We start from the raw sequence: 15849 nt of genomic DNA, 5'->3' as shown, positions 1-15849 counted from the left end.
CGGCCAGACAAAAGGCGCCGTGCTGGCGCCTTTTGTCATGGTTTTTCCGGCGGTTAGCGGGAGCTGGCCGCTTCGATCACCGGGATCCGGTTCACCGCCTTGCCCATGTAGGCGAGGGTGATGGTCACCATGATGCAGGTGAAGCTGAGCCACATGTAGGGCAGGTAGTCGAGGGTCGCCACCCCCAGTACCCCGGCCATGAAGATGCCGTTGTCGCTCCAGGGCACCATGCCGCAGGTGAGGGTGCCGCCAAACTCGGCGTTGCGGGAGAGGTTCTTGCGTGCCAGTCCCAGTCGATCGTAGTTCTTGGCCATGATCTTGGGGGTCAGGATCAGCGACACATACATGGCCGATCCGAACACGTTGGCCAGGAAGGCGGTACCTATGGTGTGGGTGGTCAGGCTACCGGCACCCTTGATGCGCTTCTCGAAGGCGCTGGCGATCACTTCCAGGATGCCGACCTTCTCCAGCAGGCCACCGAAGCCCAAGCCGAAGATGATGACGGCCACCGAGCCCAGCATGGACTCCATGCCACCGCGGCCCAGGATGTTGTCGATGAAGTCGACGCCGGAGGTGATGGCAAACGGGCTGTAGGCGGAATGCATCGCCTTGACCGGATCCATGTCTTGGAACAGGATGGCCCAGATCAGGCCCAGCAGGGCGCCGAAGCTGATCACCGGGAAGGCGGGCTTGCGGTTGGCCAACAGGCCCAGCACCAGCACCACCGGGACTATGGCCAGCGGGGTGATGTTGAACTGCTTGTCGAGCGCTTCCATCACCAGGTTGACCTGCTCCAGGCTGACGTTGCCGGAGTACTGCATGCCGACCACGGTGAACAGGGCGGCGGTGATGACATAGGAGAACAGGCTGATGGGCAGCATCCCCTTGATGTGTTCCATCACGTCGACGTTGGACATGGTCGAGGCCAGCACCACGGAGTCGGAAAGCGGGGAGAGCTTGTCACCGAAATAGACGCCGGAGAGCACGGCACCCGCTACCAGCGGCGCGGGCACGCCGAGGCTGTGGCCGATCCCCATCATGGCGATGCCGGCGGTGGCGGCCGAGCCCCAGGAGGTGCCGGTGGCCAGCGAGGTCAGCGAGCAGATAATCAGGGTCGCCAGCAGGAAGATGGACGGGTGAATCACCTTGAGGCCGAAGTAGATGATGCTGGGGACGATGCCGCCGGCAATCCAGGTGCCCACCAGAGCACCGACGGAGACCAGGATCAGGATGGCCCCCATCCCCTTGGCGACGCCGTCGACGGCCGCCTGCTCCAGGGATTTGTAATCATGGCCGAGTTTGATGCCAAGCCCCATGATGACGAACCAGGCGATGAACAGTGCCAACTGGATTGGCAGGTCGAGCACGCTGGTGAAGGAGAAGGCCAGGGCCAGGAAAATGGCCAGGCAGGCAAACACCTGTGACATGCCCGGCAATCGGATGTGGTTTTGTTGGTTTTGCATAGATACTTCCTAAACTCTTGCTCGCCAAGGTCAGTCCCTCTCGTCCTGTGGATACACGTATCCCGAGGGGCCCACCCAAAAAGAGGCCGCAATCTACCACAAACCTGGGGGGGCAAATCCCAACTGATTTAGCAAAAATGCAGTTTTGATTGAAAAACTTACAAATTAGTTGATCTCATAACCCGTTTTTGAGTGCTCTGTTTGCCCCGATGGGACATTCGACTCCGATAGAAAAGTCCGATTGCATACTCCTAAAATACAAATGATAATTGTTATCAGTTGTTGAAGGGGAGTGTGTCATGAGATGGATAGTGAGAGCCATGCTGCTGATCGGGCTGCTGGCGATCCTGATCTGGGGTCAGGACAAGGCATACGGTATGTGGAGCCTAGGCTTCTTGCTGGCCGCCTGGGTCATGCTGGAACCCAGGCTGAGGCCTGCGCTGATCCTGCTGCCGGTGGCCGGTATGACGGGCGTCGCGGCCCTGATCTGGCAGCAGCCCTGGTTATGACGAGGTGGCCGGGGCGCTTTGCACCTTCTCTTGCGCCAGCTTGAGCGACTCGATGACGTTTTTCTCCATCTCGGTACGTTTGGCATCGGTCAGGAAGTAGATCATGTCGACGTCGTGACGAATGTAGTGGGAGGGCAGCTGGTTCAGGGTCAGGCAGCAGAGATCGGCCATCTGGTTGGCGCTCAGCTTCTGGTTGAGCCCCTGTCTCTCAATCTCCTTGAGCACCAGATGCTCGTAGAAGTTGTGAATGTCGGTATCCAGTATCATATGCGTTCCTTGGCATGACGATGGGCGGTGAGTCGTCAAAAGCATAGTCATAACAAGGGCTAAAAACAAAAGGCCCGTCACTTTCGTGATGGACCTTTTGCATAATGAATGGTGCGAAGAGAGGGACTCGAACCCTCACATCCGTGGGACACTAACACCTGAAGCTAGCGCGTCTACCAATTCCGCCACCTTCGCACACTGATTTTCTCCAGCTGGTTTTTAAATGCGGTTGGAGCGCATTTTCTGCGTTTTACATGCCAGAAGCATGGTGCGAAGAGAGGGACTCGAACCCTCACACCCGGGGGGCACTAACACCTGAAGCTAGCGCGTCTACCAATTCCGCCACCTTCGCACATCGGGTTTCCAGTCTGGTTTTACATGCTGTCTGGATAAAGCATGGTGCGAAGAGAGGGACTCGAACCCTCACATCCGTGGGACACTAACACCTGAAGCTAGCGCGTCTACCAATTCCGCCACCTTCGCACATTGTGTTACCAGTTTTGATTTACATGCTGTCTGGAGAAGCATGGTGCGAAGAGAGGGACTCGAACCCTCACACCCGGGGGGCACTAACACCTGAAGCTAGCGCGTCTACCAATTCCGCCACCTTCGCACATTCGGGTTATCAGTCTGGATTGACATGCTGTCTGATAAAGCATGTTGCAGTATGGTGCGAAGAGAGGGACTCGAACCCTCACATCCGTGGGACACTAACACCTGAAGCTAGCGCGTCTACCAATTCCGCCACCTTCGCATCACTGCGGTGGGGGATTCTATAGAGTTTTGAAGGAGCGTCAACAGCCAAAGGGGACTTTTTTCGCTGTTGACGTTCAAAGCAGCATCAAGGGGACAAAACTTCAGCAATCAGCCTCAGTTGCGGGCCAGTGCGTCCTGATACATCTGCTCGTATTGAGTGACCGAATCCGGCCAGTTGAAGCGGGTGTTCATGGCATTGCGCTGCACCCGGGCAAACTGTTCTGGATCTTGCAGGTAGTAGAGCAGGCTGCGGCGCATGGCATCGAGCAAGATGTTGGCGGTCGGATCGTTGAAGCAGAAGCCGGTTGCGTGCTCCGGGTCGGCATCCCAGTCCACCACCGTATCTTTCAGGCCGCCGACGGCCCGCACCAGCGGCAGGGTGCCATAGGCCAGGCTGTACATCTGGTTGAGTCCACACGGTTCGAACAGGGAGGGCATCAGGAAGAAGTCGGCGCCCGCTTCCACCAGATGAGCGAGCCGGTCGTCATAGGTGTTGATGAAGGCGAGCCGGTCCGGGAATTGTTGCGCCAGGGTCTGCAACTGGGCTGCGAGGGAGGGATCGCCCGAGCCGACGATCACCACCTGCACCTTGTGATGCAGAAATTTGTCCAGCACCGGCAGCAGCAGGTGAACGCCCTTCTGCTCGGTCAGCCGGCACACCATGCCATAGATAGGCAGGTCCACCACCGGCAGGCCGGTCTCCTGTTGCAGGCTCTGTTTGCAGATGCGCTTGCCGGCCAGGTTGTCGACGTCATAGGTGGCTGGCAGGAAGTCGTCGAACGCCGGATCCCAGTCCTGATAGTCACAGCCGTTGAGAATGCCGCGCAGATCCGCCGCCCGTTGCTGGAAGATGCTGGCCATGCCGTGGGCGCCCAGGTGGGTCAGCAATTCGCTGGCATAGTTGGGGCTGACTGCATTGATCTTGTCGGCATAGAGCACACCGCACTTGAGCAGGTTGACGTGGCCGTAGTCGTAGCTGATGCGCTGTTCGTAGTCGGCAATCTCGGGCACCGCCCAGAACTGCTGGCGCTCGAATACCCCCTGAAAGGCTGCGTTGTGGATGCTGATCACGCTGCGGGTGTGCTGGAAGAAGGGGTTGTGGGCGTGACGGGTTTTCAGCAGCAGCGGCAGCAGGCCGGTGTGCCAGTCGTTGCAGTGCACTATGTCGGGGGCAAAGGCGAGCTGTTCGCTGGCGTGCAGCGCAGCCGCGGCCAAAAAGGCAAAGCGCTCGCCGTTGTCCGGATAGGCCTGGTTGTTTTCGGCGTAGAGCTGGGGGCGATCGAAGTACTGCGGGCAGTCGAGCAGGTAGACGCAGACTCCCTCCAGATCCATCTGATAGATGCGATAGCCGATATCCGGCAGGCCCGGGTGGGTTGGCAGCCAGCGCGAGACCAGCAGTTTGGCCTCATCCCGTCGCTTTATCGTCTTGTAGAAGGGCAGCATGATCCTGACATCATGCCCCTTCTGGGCCAGGTACAGCGGCAGGGCTCTGGCCACGTCCGCCAGGCCCCCGGTCTTCACAAGCCCCTCAACTTCCGAGGCAACGAACAGGATTTTCAGTGGGTTAATAGCCAACTCTTGCTCCCTTAGGTACCACGACGATACCGCCTTCGGACACGGTAAATCGTTCTCTGTCATGGTCCAGATTTTCACCGATCACGGTGCCGGGCGCAATTTCAACGTTCTTGTCGATGATGGCGCGGCGAATGGAGCAGCCCTCGCCGATCTTCACGTCCCCGAGCAGGACCGACTCGCTGATGTGGCTGCAAGGCCCCACGTTGCAGCGAAAACCCAGGATGGAGCGCTGGATCTGGCTGCCCTGGATGAAGCAGCCGCCGGAGATCAGCGAGTTGGCAATCTTCACCTTGCAGTCGTCGGTATCGACGAAGGTGGCGGGCGGCAGCGGCGGGTAGTGGGTATGCAGCGGCCACTTGCGGTTGTAGAGAGAGAAGGGGGCATCGTCGGCCACCAGGTCCATGTGCGCCTGCCAGTAGGAGTCCAGCGTCCCCACATCGCGCCAGTAGACGTTGGGTTTCTCGCCCGGAATGACGTTGGTGCTGTAGTCATAGACATAGACGGGAGCGCGCGGGAACAGGCTGGGGATGATGTCCTTGCCGAAATCGTGGCTGGAGTTCTCCTCGGCGGCATCGCGCTTGAGTTCGCGATAGAGCGCCTCGGTCTCGAAGATGTAGTTGCCCATGGAAACCAGCGCCTGGGTAGGATCGCCGGGGATGTGCTTGGGGCGCTTGGGCTTCTCTTCAAAGCCAATCATCCGGCCCTCCTGATCCACCTCGATTACCCCGAAGGCGCTCGCCTCCTCGATGGGCATGCGCAGGGCGGCGACGGTCAGGGCGGCGGCCTTCTGCTTGTGGAAGGTCACCATCTGGCTCACGTCCATCTTGTAGATGTGGTCGGAGCCGAAGATGCAGACGTGCTCGGGGTCGGAGATCTCGATGAAGCGCAGGTTTTGGTAGATGGCATCGGCGGTGCCGTCATACCAGCGTTTACCCATCCGCATCTGGGCCGGAATCGGGTCGATGAAGCGGTCCGTGATGCCGACGATGTTCCAGCCCTTCTTCATGTGCAGATAGAGGGACTGGGACTTGAACTGGGTCAATACGTAGATGCGCAGGAAGTCGGCGTTGACGAAGTTGTTGAGGACGAAGTCGATCAGTCGGTAGCTGCCGCCGAAGGGAACCGAGGGCTTGCTACGGGTGGTGGTAAGTGGCTGGAGGCGAGTACCTTCGCCGCCCGCCAGAATCATGGTGAGTATGCCTGCCATCGTATTTCTCTCCCTGAATTCATACTATGAAAAGGTTTTCAGCTTGATGCAAAAAAACACCCCTAAAGGGGTGGTTTGAGGTGTGACAATTACCTTATCAGATCCCGTATGGGGCTCTCTACCTGTTTCCGGTGACTGGTTACACTTATTTACACTTTGCTCAGATAGACCTTGAATTTGGCATCGCTGCTGATCACTTCAGTCCGTTTGAAGTGCGTCTCCAGTATAGGCTGATATCGCAGGAAGGCGTTGGCAACTATCGTCAGCGAGCCCTGGGGCTGCAGATGATCCGGCGCCTTGGCCAGGAAGGTCTCGGTGGCCGCGTAGAAGGTCTTGAGGCCGGCGTGGAACGGCGGGTTGGAGACGATCCGGTCAAATTTTTCCTGAATGTCGGAATAGACGTCGGATGCCTGCACCTCGCCCTGCAGGCCGTTGATGGCCAGAGTGCGGCGGCTGGACTCCAGCGCCAGCGCGTTGATATCCACCATGGTGACCTTGAGTTCGGGATTGCGCTTGGCCAGCACTGAGCCAATCACCCCGGCACCGCAACCGAAATCGAGCAGCGCTCCCTGCATGGCCGGCAGGCTGGCCAGCAGCATCTGGCTGCCCAGATCCAGTTCGGATGCACTGAACACGCCGGGCAGCGCCAGCACGGTCAGTTCGGTGTCGCCAGCCTGGCACTGGTAGCGGCCAAACCAGCCATCCAGCTCGAACGGTTCAACCGGTTTGCTCAGCTCGCCGTGATAGAGGGAGCAGCGGCGGGCCGAGTCGCGCTTGACCGGCTTGTCGCCATAGGGGGCCAGCAGCTTGTCGGCCCCATTGATGCCGCCGCGGTTTTCACCGGCGAGGAACAGCTCGGCACCGGCCTCCAGCAGCGGAGTCATCATGGCCAGCAGATACTGGGCCTCGGCCTTGGCCTTGGGCATCAGCAGCAGCAGGGCATCGAAACGGGGGGCGCCGCCGAGCTGATGGTCGAACAGGATGGTATCCCCCAGCGCGGCCTGCTGGCTGCGGTAGTAGCAGTAATCTGTGGTAAAGACGGTAAGGGAGTGGGCCAGGGTAGCCAGCTGGCGGGGATAGTCATCCTCCAGCGCGCCGCACACCAGCAGCCGCTTGCCGACAAAGAGGGCTTGGTTTCGTTCCAGCATCTGGCTGACGGCACTGATCGGGCTGCTCATCGGGTCTCTCCACGCAATTTTGGGCGGCCATTATACATAGCCGCTTTCGCCTTGACATTTATGCCGTGTTCCCGAAATATGCCCAGACACCATTTTTTGAGCAGAGATGACGCAATGCGGTTCAACGGGTTGAAACGAAAGCATAAAAAAAGCCTGACATTCGGGCCTGCCGACGTTCGCGCGTAACCTCTCATCCCTGAGCAGATTCAAACCCCGGTTGCGCACATCGTACCGGGGTTTTTTATTGCCACATTCATGAGTCAACGGAGAAGGAAATTCCATGTTCAAAGGTTCAATCGTCGCCCTTATCACCCCCTTTCGACAGGGCAAGCTGGATGAAGAAGCGCTGGCGCGTCTGGTGGAGTGGCATATCGAGCAGGGTACCCACGGCATAGTGCCGGTGGGCACCACGGGCGAGAGCCCGACCCTGACCCATGACGAGCACTGCCGGGTGGTGGAGCTGGTGGTCAAGCTGGTGGCGGGGCGCATTCCGGTGATCGCCGGGGCCGGCTCCAACAACCCGGTCGAGGCGATCGAGTACACCCGTCACGCCGAGCAGGCGGGGGCCGATGCCACCCTGCATGTGGCCGGTTACTACAACCGCCCCAATCAGGAGGGACTCTACCACCACTTCAAGGCGGTGCACGACGCCACCAGCAAGCCGATCATCGTCTACAACATCCCGCCGCGCGCCATCGTCGACGTGCAGCCGGCCACCCTGGCCCGACTGGCCGAGCTGCCGCGCATTGCCGGGGTGAAAGACGCCACCGGCGATCTGGCCCGCCCCTGGACCGAACGCCAGCTGATCAAGAAGCCGTTTGCCTGGCTGTCCGGTGAAGATGCCACCGCCGTGGCCTACAACATCGGCGGCGGTCAGGGCTGCATCTCGGTGACCGCCAACGTGGCGCCCAAGCTGGTGGCTGAAGTGCAGAACCTCACGCTGGCCGGCCAGTGGCAAGCCGCGCGTGAACTGCAAGACAAGCTGATTCCGCTCCATCAGGCGATGTTTGCCGAGCCGAGCCCCGCCGGTGCCAAGTATGCGGTCTCCCTGCTGGGCTTTTGCAGCGAGGAGTGCCGCCTGCCGGTGATGCCGCTGTCCGAGGCGACGCGCACCCGCATTCGTGACGCGATGCAGGCGTTGAATCTGTTATAAAAAGTGGGCTCTGGATCGCGCTTTTGACTGGCTAGTCAATTAAAGTGCAAAGTTTGCCGATATACTCGCTTGGGTACAACCAAGGATGGCAGGCATGCAGGAATGGGATCCAGAGCACTTCACCAGTTTTGAACATCTCTGTGAAGTGACGCTGGCGGCAGTCAGGGAAAAAACCGAAGCGGAACAGATCTACTTGTGGCTGCGGGCACCCGAGTCCCAGCTATATAGCTTTCAGCTAGAACAGGGGCTGGTCAGCCTGACTGCCGACGCCCTTGTTACGCTCCAGCTGCCAATCGTTTTCATCGAACATGCCCTCGACAAGGGGCAGCTGGTGGTGGAGCAGCTAGCCCACCCTCACGATATCTGGGAGACGGTTGAGCCGCAGACAACACGCCTGCGCGCCTGTTTCCCGCTCAAGCGTCCCAAGGGGCTGGAGGCGGTGGTCTATCTGGAGACCCGCCGTCGCCTAGATCGCCTCTCCCGTCGCCAGCAACAGAGCATTCAGTTGTTGATGCACTATCTTGCCGCCGAGCTGGAGAGCCGGTTGCTCGCCTGCCAGATCGATCTGGAACGGGATCAACGACTCCATACCCAGGCCGACCTTATTCGCAGCCAGGCGCTGCAAGGCTCCTTCCTCAGCATGCTGCAGGCGTTGCATCAGGTGGGGGTTCAACTCTCCCGCTGCGACAGCGAGCATCAACTGTTGCGCGAGGCTGTGGTGCTGGCCCGCCAGGAGCTGCAGTTTGATCGCATCGCCATCTTCCTGGTCGACGCCGAATTCAAGACCATGCACGGCACCTGGGGTACCAACGAGGCGGGCGAGCTGATCGACGAGCACCACTTCATCAGTCCGATTCCGGATCACCCCACGGTGCAGGAGGCGCTGCGCCGCAAAGACTATGTGCTGGTGCTGGAAGATGCACCGCTCTACTACGAAAAGCAGGAGGTGGGTCGCGGCTGGAACGCCATGGTGTCGCTGTGGGACGGCGCCACCCCGATCGGCTGGATTGCGGCCGACAACCTGCTGTGGCGTCGACCGCTCAAGACCTATCAGAGCGAGATCTTCAAGCAGTATGCGGCCATGCTCTCCCAGTTGCTGATCCGCCAGCGCACCCAGGAAGCGCTTGAACGGTTCAATCGTGAACTGGAGCTGCGGGTCAGCGAGCGTACCATGCAGCTGGCGGAGACCAACCGGGCACTGGAGGAGGCCAACAAGCGCCTGTCGCTGTTGTCGCTGGAGGACCCGCTGACCGGCATTGCCAACCGCCGCCACTGGGATCTCACCATGCAGCGGGAGTGGGAGTGGGCGCGCCGTCATCAAAACCTGCTGGCGGTGCTGATGATCGATGTGGATGAGTTCAAGTCCTACAACGATCACTTTGGTCACGCCAAGGGGGACCAATGTCTGCAACAGGTGGCCCGTCTGCTGCAAGAGGCGGAGCGGCGGCGCACCAACCTGGTGGCACGCTACGGCGGTGAGGAGTTCGTGATCCTGTTGTGTGGTCCGCAACCCGGCGAAGCGGAGCGATTGGCGGAACAGATTCACCAGGGGCTCAGCGAATTAAAGATCCCGCATCCGGCCTCCCGAGTTGCTGATTTCATTACGGTTAGCATAGGCTTTAGCTATCTGGTTCCCTCGCTGGATGGAACATGGCAGAGCTTGACCGAACAGGCTGATCAGGCGCTCTATCATGCCAAATCGCAGGGGAGGGCGTGTACGCTAGCCTATCGGTGAGCCCATGTTGTTACGTCGCTATCCCATCTTCAACCGCCGCCTCGCCCTCGTAGCCTATGGCATCGACTACCAGCTTGCCGACCCGTCCGAATGGACGCTGCTGGCGGCCCAGTGCCGGCTGCTGGCACAGGGGCGGCAATACCTGCTGCCCTTCACCCACCAGCAGCTCGATGAACTGCGCCCCCTGCTGTTCGATCAGGACACCATACCGCTGGTCGAGGCTTCGGCCGATCGGCTGCCCGCCTCCTTCCCCGTGCTGGAGCAGTGGCGCGACTACCGGCGCCGGTTGGCGGTGCACGGTGCACAGCGCGAGCCGCGCTGGTTCAACGCCTCCCGGCTGCTGGTGTTCTGGATGGGCGAAGAGGGGATCCGCCAGCCGACCGAGCACAAGCGGATGGCGCTCGACATCGAGACCTGGGGAGACTTCCTGCCGCTCAAGGAGGCGGGTGTCGACTTCTTCGCCGGCGGTTTTCTCGCCCGTCCCGAGCTGGTCAACCAGCGCGCCGCCCAGCCGGACATGAAGCTGGTGCAGGAGATACTGCAGCTGATCTGCCGCGAGGAGTTCTCCTTTGCCCGGGTAGCCACCCTGCTGGAGCAGGATGCCTGGCTGCCGGGGCAGCTGCTGAGCTATGTCAACGCTCCCGGTTTCGATCACGCCAGCCCCATCGTCTCGGTCACCCGGGCGCTCTCCTATCTGGGGGAGCAGGAGATCCGCAAGTTCGTGCTCATCTACGGGCTGGCCAGGGTCAGCCAACACATGCCGGAGGCCTGCACCCGCATGGCCATCGCCCGCGGCCGCTTCTGCGAGCTGATCGCCCTGAATGCGCTCGGCAAGGCGGCTGCCAGCTGGGCCTTTCTGGTGGGGTTGGTCCTGGATGGTTCGCTGCTCTCCGAGCAGCTCAAGGCCCACCTGCCCAAGGACGTGAGACGGGCGTTGGAGTCTCGCGAGGGGCCGCTCTTTCATCTGTTTCAGCTGGTGAAGAGCTATGAACAGGGGGATTGGCCCTTGCTGGCCCAGCTGGCGCCCACTTATCAGCTGGAGCCCGCCAGACTGACGCCCATCTATTTTCAGGCACAAATGTGGGGGCAAGCGTTTCTCGCCACCTAGGTCGTGGCGAGTAAAGAAGGCTCTGGCTAGAATGGGGGCCCTTTGTTCAGAGACAGACTCCGCACATGACCCTATCCGGATTTCAAGGCCTGGTATTTGACCTCGACGGCACCCTGGTGGACTCCATGCCGCTGCACCTCGCCGCCTGGGCGCACACGGCCCGCGAATTTGGCTTTCACTTCGATGCCGACTGGTTCTATGAGCTGGGCGGCATGCCGAGCCGCAAAATCGCCCTGCTGGTGGCCGAGCAGCAGCAGATCGCCCTGGATCCGCTCATCGTGACCCGCTGCAAGACTGAACACTATGTGGCCAACCTGCACAAGGCGACCGTCTTCCCGGCCATGCTGGAACTGGTTGAGCGCTATCATGGCCGCATCCCGATGGGGATCGGCACCGGCTCGCCCCGCATCAATGCGGAGGCCGTACTGCGCAACACCGGGCTGGATCGCTACTTCCCCGTGGTGGTGACCGCCGACGATGTGGAGTTGCACAAACCCCATCCCGATACGTTTCTGCTGGTCGCACGTCGACTGGCCGTCGAGCCGGCAGGCTGTCTGGTATTCGAGGATACGGGGATTGGCGTGCAGGCCGGTCAGGCTGCGGGGATGCAGACCTGCATGGTCAGGGATGGCAGACCGGTCGACTTGCAGTATTGAAGGGAAGAGAGAAAACAGATGGATCCACTGGGAGGAAGAGTGGAGTCCATTCTCATACGGGACAGACATGATACATGAGAATGGACTCGGTCACCCTTTGACGCAGCAATGGCGTCGGGATGACTCAGGCAAGTGCATTACTGCTCGCTGCTACCGCCGCCCTGGTTGTCGTCATAACGACCGGGGGCGCCGTGGGGGCGCGGCGCCATGGAGACGCGGGGTTTGCGGGCACGCTGGATGCTGACCTGCGGGCGGCCGGAGTGCATGGCGATGGTGGAAATCTTGGCCTTGTAGACCAGCTGCTGATTGCCGTGGGCATCGGTCAACAGCACGCTGTACTGGTCGAAACCGCTGATGGTCCCCTCCAGCTTGATGCCGCTCACCAGGAAGATGGCGACCTGACTGCGATTCTTGCGCAACCAGTTGAGTGCAGAATCTTGCCCGTTCCCGAGGGAGAAGGCTTGCTCAATCGTGGAGTAGCTTGGGGATTCAGTTGTCATAAATTATTGTCCCGCGGAAAAAAAGTGGCGTTTGATTGTGCTAAATGGTCACTAGCTTGTCAAAGTCATTCTCACACCTGACCCGGTTGGTGCAACGACAGGGCTGGTCGGCGCGGGCCGCTGCTGTAATAATTGGCGGCTCTGGCCCCGTGGCGGGCCTCATGCTGGGGTTTCATCTTGCATCCGGTTTCACACCAACACCAACCCACCTATACCCATGACGCCACCGCGTGCGAAGAGTGCGACCTGCTGGTGCCGGCCACCACGCTGGCCGTGGGGGAGGCGAGCAGTTGCCCGCGTTGCGGTCACACCCTGAGCCGCCATCTGCCGGAGCAGGAGCGCAGGCCCATCGCCTACGGCTTTGCGGCCATCATCATGTTCGTGCTCTCCAACTCTTTTACCTTCATGTCCTTCTCCGCTAAGGGGGTGGGGCAGGAGATGACCTTTTTGCAGTGCATCACCACCCTGGTGGATCAGGGCTACCTGTTTCTCGGGGCCGTGCTGAGCCTGACCCTGATCGGCTTGCCGCTGGTCTATATCGGTTCCATCATGCTGGTGCTGTGGCGGGTCGACAAGGATCTGCACAGCAACGCCCTGCGCTCCCTCGGCCGGCTGCTGTGCCGGATCAAGCCCTGGCTGATGGTGGACGTCTTCCTCATCGGGGTGCTCATCTCGCTGGTCAAGCTGATGGGAATGGCCGACATCAAGATGGGCCTGTCGTTCTGGGCCTTCGTCGGCTACACGGTACTGCTGATCAAGATGATCTCGTCGCTGGACCGGATGTGGCTGTGGCAACGATTGTTCGGGCCGAGCGAGCTGCACGGGCTGACGGTGGAGGATGACGAGGCCAGCGCCATGGCCTCCGGGCTGGTGGGCTGCCACATCTGCGGTGCCCTGAGCGAGGTCGGTGCCGACAGTTGCAAACGGTGCGGCGATCATCTGCACAGCCGCAAACCGGGTGGGCTGAACCGGACCTGGGCGCTGCTCTTCACCTCGGTGATCCTCTACATCCCGGCCAACCTCTATCCCATCATGGATACCGTCTTCCTCGGGGATGACAGTCCCTCCACCATTCTGGGCGGGGTGGTGCTGTTGTGGGCCATGGGCTCCTATCCGATTGCCGCGGTGATTTTTTTCGCCAGCGTGGTGGTGCCGCTGGTCAAGATCCTGGCGCTGCTGTGGCTCTGCTACATGGTGCAGCGCGGCCAGGGGGCATCGCCCCTTGGCAAGCTCAAGCTTTATCGCATGACTGAATTTGTGGGACGCTGGTCGATGATCGACGTCTTCGTGGTGGCCATCCTGGCGGGCCTGATCCGGCTCGACAACCTGATGACCATCTATCCGGGCCCTGCGGCCGTCGCATTTGCGGGTGTGGTGCTGATCACCATGGTGGCAGCCATGAGCTTCGATTCCCGCCTGATCTGGGATTTACAACAAGGAGAACGCGAACGTGAGTGAGCGTAAGAAAAGGTGGAAACCCGGCTCTGATTTTCTGAGCTCGGCCGCCGCTATCTGGATGGTGCCGCTGCTGGCGCTGTTCATCGGGATCTGGATGCTGTTCCAGCACTGGTATTCACAAGGTCCCAGCTTCACCCTGACGGTGGCGACGGCCGAAGGCATAGTGGCGGGCAAGACGGTGATCCGCTCCCGCGAGGTGGAAGTGGGCCGCATCGAGGCGGTGGAGCTCAGCGAGGACTACAGCCATGCGGTGCTCAAGGCCCGTTTGACCAACGCCGCCGCCGGCATGCTCAAGAAGGACAGCCAGTTCTGGGTGGTCAAGCCCAGAGTCGGTCGGGAGGGGGTCTCCGGCCTCGGCACCCTGCTCTCCGGCGCCTACATCGAACTGGCACCCGGCAAGAAGGGCAAGGCGCGCGACGAGTACGCCATGCTGGACAAGCCGCCACTGGCCTCGCAGGACGCCAAAGGGCTGCGATTATCGCTGAGCAGCCGCGACACCCGGGCGCTCGGGGTCGGCTCGCCCATCAACTACCAGGGCTTCACCATAGGCCAGGTGGAAGAGGCGAAGTTCCTGCCCGAGAAGAGCGAGATGCAGTATCAGATCTTCATCAACGCCCCCTATGACGTGCTGGTGAGCAGTAACTCCCGCTTCTGGATGACCCCGGGTTTCGAAGTCTCCATGAGCAGCGAGGGGATGAAGGTGAAGATGGATTCGCTGGAGAGCCTGCTGGACGGTGGCATCACCATGGGGCTGCCGCCCGGCTGGGCGCCCGGCGAGCCGGTCAAGCAGATGGACGACTTCACCCTGTTCCAGGATCAGGCCAGCGTACTGGCCGGTAGCCTGGATCAGTTCATCGACTACGTGTTCCTGTTCGAGGACAGCGTCGGCGGCCTGCACCCGGGTGCGGCTGTGGAGTATCGTGGCATCCGGGTCGGCACTGTCATCTCGGCCCCCTATCTCATCGATGAGAAAGGGGTACAGATGTTCCAGAGCAGGCAGATCCCGGTACTGGCGCGGATCGAGGTGCAGCGCCTCTCTCACCGCTATGCCAATGCGGAGAAGGAGCAGTGGCGGGCGCTGTTCGGCCGGCAGTTCAAGGAGGGGTTGCGGGCGACGCTCAAGACTTCCAGCCTGCTGACCGGGGGCAAGGTGGTGGATCTCAACTTCTATCCGGATGCGCCCAAGTTCCAGCCCACCAAGCTGGCGGGCTATCAGGTGTTCCCGACCGTGCAGGCTGGGTTGGATCAGATTGAGCGCAAGGTAAACCAGATCCTCGACAAGTTCGTCGATATGGACACCGCCAAGACGCTGAACCAGGTCAACCACACCCTGGTGACCCTGGAGCAGACCCTGAAGAACGTCAGCGCGGTGAGCGCCAACCTGGACAAGTTCACCGGTCAGAGTGCGACCCAGCAGTTGCCGGCGTCCCTCAACGACAGCCTGAAGCAGTTGCAGAGCACACTGCAGGAGTATGACGCCAACTCCCAGACCAATCAGGATCTGCGGCAGTCGGTGCAGTCGCTCAACCAGCTGATGCGCGAGTTGCAGCCGCTGGTGCATTCGCTCAACGAGCAGCCGAGCTCGTTGATTTTCGATCGGGCTCGTCCCCGTGATCCCGAGCCCAAGCGAGGTCAATGATGAAAAAACAGATGATGGCGCTGGCCTTGCTGGGCCTGCTGGCGGGTTGCAGTTCTGCGCCAACGCAACTCCACTACTACTCCCTCGACGCTGAGGTGCAGCAACCGACTGCAGTGGTGGCTCAGCCGCAGCACCAGCTGGTGCTCAAGCCGGTGTCCCTGTCCGGCCAGCTGGATCGGATGAGCCTGGTCTATCAGCTGGAGGGCAAGGAGCTGCACTTCGCCGAGTACCATCGCTGGGCGGGGTCGCTGGATGCCCAGCTCGATCAGCTGACCCTGAACGGCCTCTCTAGCCGCTTGCCGGGTTGGGTGGTACGGCAGGACGGTGCCCGTAAGGGGCCGGTGCTGACCATTTCGGTGGAGCGCTTCCAGGGGCGCCACGACGGTCGTGCCGTGCTGAGCGGCCGCTGGCGCCTGCTGACCGAAGAGGGCACTGTACTGCGTGACGTTCCCTTCCAGCAGGTGCGGGTGTTGCCGGCCGATGGCTACGGCACTCTGGTAAGCGAGTTGGGAGCTGGCTGGCAGCAACTGCTCGACCAGATTGCGACAGAGGTGCGCAAGAGTGCCTGACGGTTTACCGATGCATCGACCCAAAATGAAACGGGAGGCCTTGGCCTCCCGTTTTTTCATTCGTGGCTGTCAGCCA

14 protein-coding genes and 5 tRNA genes are annotated in these 15849 nt (G+C 60.8%); 8 read left to right on the top strand and 11 right to left on the bottom strand.

Annotated features, from left to right (window positions below):
- Positions 1-53: 53 nt before the first annotated feature.
- The gene (gene nhaC, locus ACPDZI_RS19020; RefSeq protein WP_187268943.1) at positions 54-1463 is read right to left on the bottom strand and encodes a Na+/H+ antiporter NhaC; all 1410 of its coding nucleotides are present in this window, start codon (positions 1461-1463) and stop codon (positions 54-56) included.
- A 299-nt stretch (positions 1464-1762) separates the two neighbouring features.
- Here nhaC and ACPDZI_RS19015 point away from each other — a divergent pair, with 299 nt between their 5' ends.
- Positions 1763-1972, top strand: coding sequence for a hypothetical protein (locus ACPDZI_RS19015; RefSeq protein ID WP_011707516.1), 210 nt, complete (start codon positions 1763-1765; stop codon positions 1970-1972).
- Here ACPDZI_RS19015 and ACPDZI_RS19010 read toward each other — a convergent pair.
- From ACPDZI_RS19010 to rsmC, 9 genes are all read right to left on the bottom strand, one after another.
- Positions 1967-2239, bottom strand: a complete 273-nt coding sequence (locus tag ACPDZI_RS19010) for a late competence development ComFB family protein (protein WP_016352123.1) — start codon at positions 2237-2239, stop codon at positions 1967-1969. The genes ACPDZI_RS19015 and ACPDZI_RS19010 overlap by 6 nt on opposite strands.
- Before the next feature lie 109 nt (positions 2240-2348).
- Positions 2349-2434 (bottom strand) — tRNA-Leu (locus ACPDZI_RS19005).
- Positions 2435-2505: 71 nt separating this feature from the next.
- Positions 2506-2591: transfer RNA gene (locus tag ACPDZI_RS19000), tRNA-Leu, on the bottom strand.
- Positions 2592-2636: 45 nt separating this feature from the next.
- Positions 2637-2722, bottom strand: a tRNA-Leu gene (locus tag ACPDZI_RS18995).
- Between the two features lie 44 nt (positions 2723-2766).
- Positions 2767-2852: transfer RNA gene (locus ACPDZI_RS18990), tRNA-Leu, on the bottom strand.
- Between the two features lie 55 nt (positions 2853-2907).
- Positions 2908-2993: transfer RNA gene (locus ACPDZI_RS18985), tRNA-Leu, on the bottom strand.
- Between the two features lie 116 nt (positions 2994-3109).
- The gene (gene glgA / locus ACPDZI_RS18980; RefSeq protein ID WP_202011936.1) at positions 3110-4570 is read right to left on the bottom strand and encodes a glycogen synthase GlgA; all 1461 of its coding nucleotides are present in this window, start codon (positions 4568-4570) and stop codon (positions 3110-3112) included.
- Positions 4560-5777, bottom strand: coding sequence for a glucose-1-phosphate adenylyltransferase (glgC, locus tag ACPDZI_RS18975; RefSeq protein WP_011707513.1), 1218 nt, complete (start codon positions 5775-5777; stop codon positions 4560-4562). Before glgC ends, glgA begins: the two co-directional genes overlap by 11 nt.
- A 149-nt stretch (positions 5778-5926) precedes the next feature.
- The gene (rsmC, locus tag ACPDZI_RS18970; RefSeq protein WP_438833622.1) at positions 5927-6955 is read right to left on the bottom strand and encodes a 16S rRNA (guanine(1207)-N(2))-methyltransferase RsmC; all 1029 of its coding nucleotides are present in this window, start codon (positions 6953-6955) and stop codon (positions 5927-5929) included.
- A gap of 280 nt (positions 6956-7235) precedes the next feature.
- On the opposite strand from rsmC, the gene dapA reads away from it, so the two are divergent.
- From dapA to ACPDZI_RS18950, 4 genes are all read left to right on the top strand, one after another.
- On the top strand, positions 7236-8108 hold the full coding sequence (gene dapA / locus ACPDZI_RS18965) for a 4-hydroxy-tetrahydrodipicolinate synthase (RefSeq protein ID WP_011707511.1): 873 nt from the start codon (positions 7236-7238) through the stop codon (positions 8106-8108).
- A 94-nt stretch (positions 8109-8202) separates the two neighbouring features.
- Positions 8203-9843, top strand: coding sequence for a diguanylate cyclase domain-containing protein (locus tag ACPDZI_RS18960; RefSeq protein ID WP_438833621.1), 1641 nt, complete (start codon positions 8203-8205; stop codon positions 9841-9843).
- A 4-nt stretch (positions 9844-9847) separates the two neighbouring features.
- Positions 9848-10951: an EAL and HDOD domain-containing protein gene (locus ACPDZI_RS18955; protein ID WP_124251897.1), complete on the top strand. Its 1104-nt coding sequence runs from the start codon at positions 9848-9850 to the stop codon at positions 10949-10951.
- A 65-nt stretch (positions 10952-11016) separates the two neighbouring features.
- On the top strand, positions 11017-11607 hold the full coding sequence (locus ACPDZI_RS18950; protein ID WP_049046126.1) for an HAD family hydrolase: 591 nt from the start codon (positions 11017-11019) through the stop codon (positions 11605-11607).
- A 137-nt stretch (positions 11608-11744) separates the two neighbouring features.
- On the opposite strand, the gene hfq is transcribed toward ACPDZI_RS18950, so the two are convergent.
- Complete coding sequence (gene hfq / locus ACPDZI_RS18945; protein WP_011707507.1) at positions 11745-12107, bottom strand: RNA chaperone Hfq; 363 nt, start codon at positions 12105-12107, stop codon at positions 11745-11747.
- Between the two features lie 177 nt (positions 12108-12284).
- Here hfq and ACPDZI_RS18940 point away from each other — a divergent pair, with 177 nt between their 5' ends.
- Genes ACPDZI_RS18940 through ACPDZI_RS18930 form a run of 3 tightly spaced genes read left to right on the top strand, consistent with a single transcriptional unit; the run spans position 12285 to position 15773 of the window.
- Positions 12285-13565, top strand: coding sequence for a paraquat-inducible protein A (locus ACPDZI_RS18940; RefSeq protein WP_268032103.1), 1281 nt, complete (start codon positions 12285-12287; stop codon positions 13563-13565).
- Entirely contained in the window at positions 13558-15204 is a 1647-nt protein-coding gene (gene pqiB, locus ACPDZI_RS18935; RefSeq protein WP_017409490.1) for an intermembrane transport protein PqiB, read from the top strand. Before ACPDZI_RS18940 ends, pqiB begins: the two co-directional genes overlap by 8 nt.
- Positions 15204-15773, top strand: a complete 570-nt coding sequence (locus tag ACPDZI_RS18930) for a PqiC family protein (protein ID WP_146062740.1) — start codon at positions 15204-15206, stop codon at positions 15771-15773. The genes pqiB and ACPDZI_RS18930 overlap by 1 nt, the downstream gene beginning before the upstream one ends.
- Positions 15774-15849 lie beyond the last annotated feature (76 nt).

This window comes from Aeromonas oralensis (assembly GCF_049665575.1).
Classification (GTDB): domain Bacteria; phylum Pseudomonadota; class Gammaproteobacteria; order Enterobacterales; family Aeromonadaceae; genus Aeromonas; species Aeromonas hydrophila.
This window is presented reverse-complemented; position numbering and strand designations above follow the sequence as displayed.